Here is a 412-nt window from a genome sequence, read left to right on the forward strand (position 1 = left end):
AAAGTGTTCCAGAACATCTATGAGGCCCGCTGGGCTCTGGGTGCCCGTTTCACCTACTAAGTTGGTCATCATCTGACTCAGCAGGGCAAGGAGGCCCAATCGTTGCGCCACCGGGGTCGACCTCGGTGGCTTTTTATTGATGTTTTCTCTTCTCTCTACCCCCTCCTACCTGCGAAAAACCTTGCATTACCCTTTCGATCCACTAGAATATCTTTCAAATCGAAACTTGTCGTCTGAAGTGGATCATGAACAAACGCAACACCCAGCAGCGCCGCCGCGCCATTATCGACATGCTCACCCAGGCGGGTGAGGTGAGTGTCGAGCACTTGGCCCAGCATTTCGGTACCTCCGAGGTGACGGTCCGCAAGGATCTGGCGGCCCTGGAGGACAACGGCCTGCTGCTGCGCCGCTA

The 412-nt window shown here is 55.8% G+C and carries 1 protein-coding gene; it reads left to right on the forward strand.

Annotated elements, in window-relative coordinates:
• Nucleotides 1–245: 245 nt before the first annotated feature.
• On the forward strand, nt 246–412 hold a 167-nt coding region (locus tag B3187_RS12025), incomplete at its 3' end, for a DeoR family transcriptional regulator (RefSeq protein ID WP_286806743.1).

The sequence above is a fragment of the Marinimicrobium sp. UBA4209 genome (genome assembly GCF_002381585.1).
GTDB lineage: Bacteria > Pseudomonadota > Gammaproteobacteria > Pseudomonadales > Cellvibrionaceae > Marinimicrobium > Marinimicrobium koreense.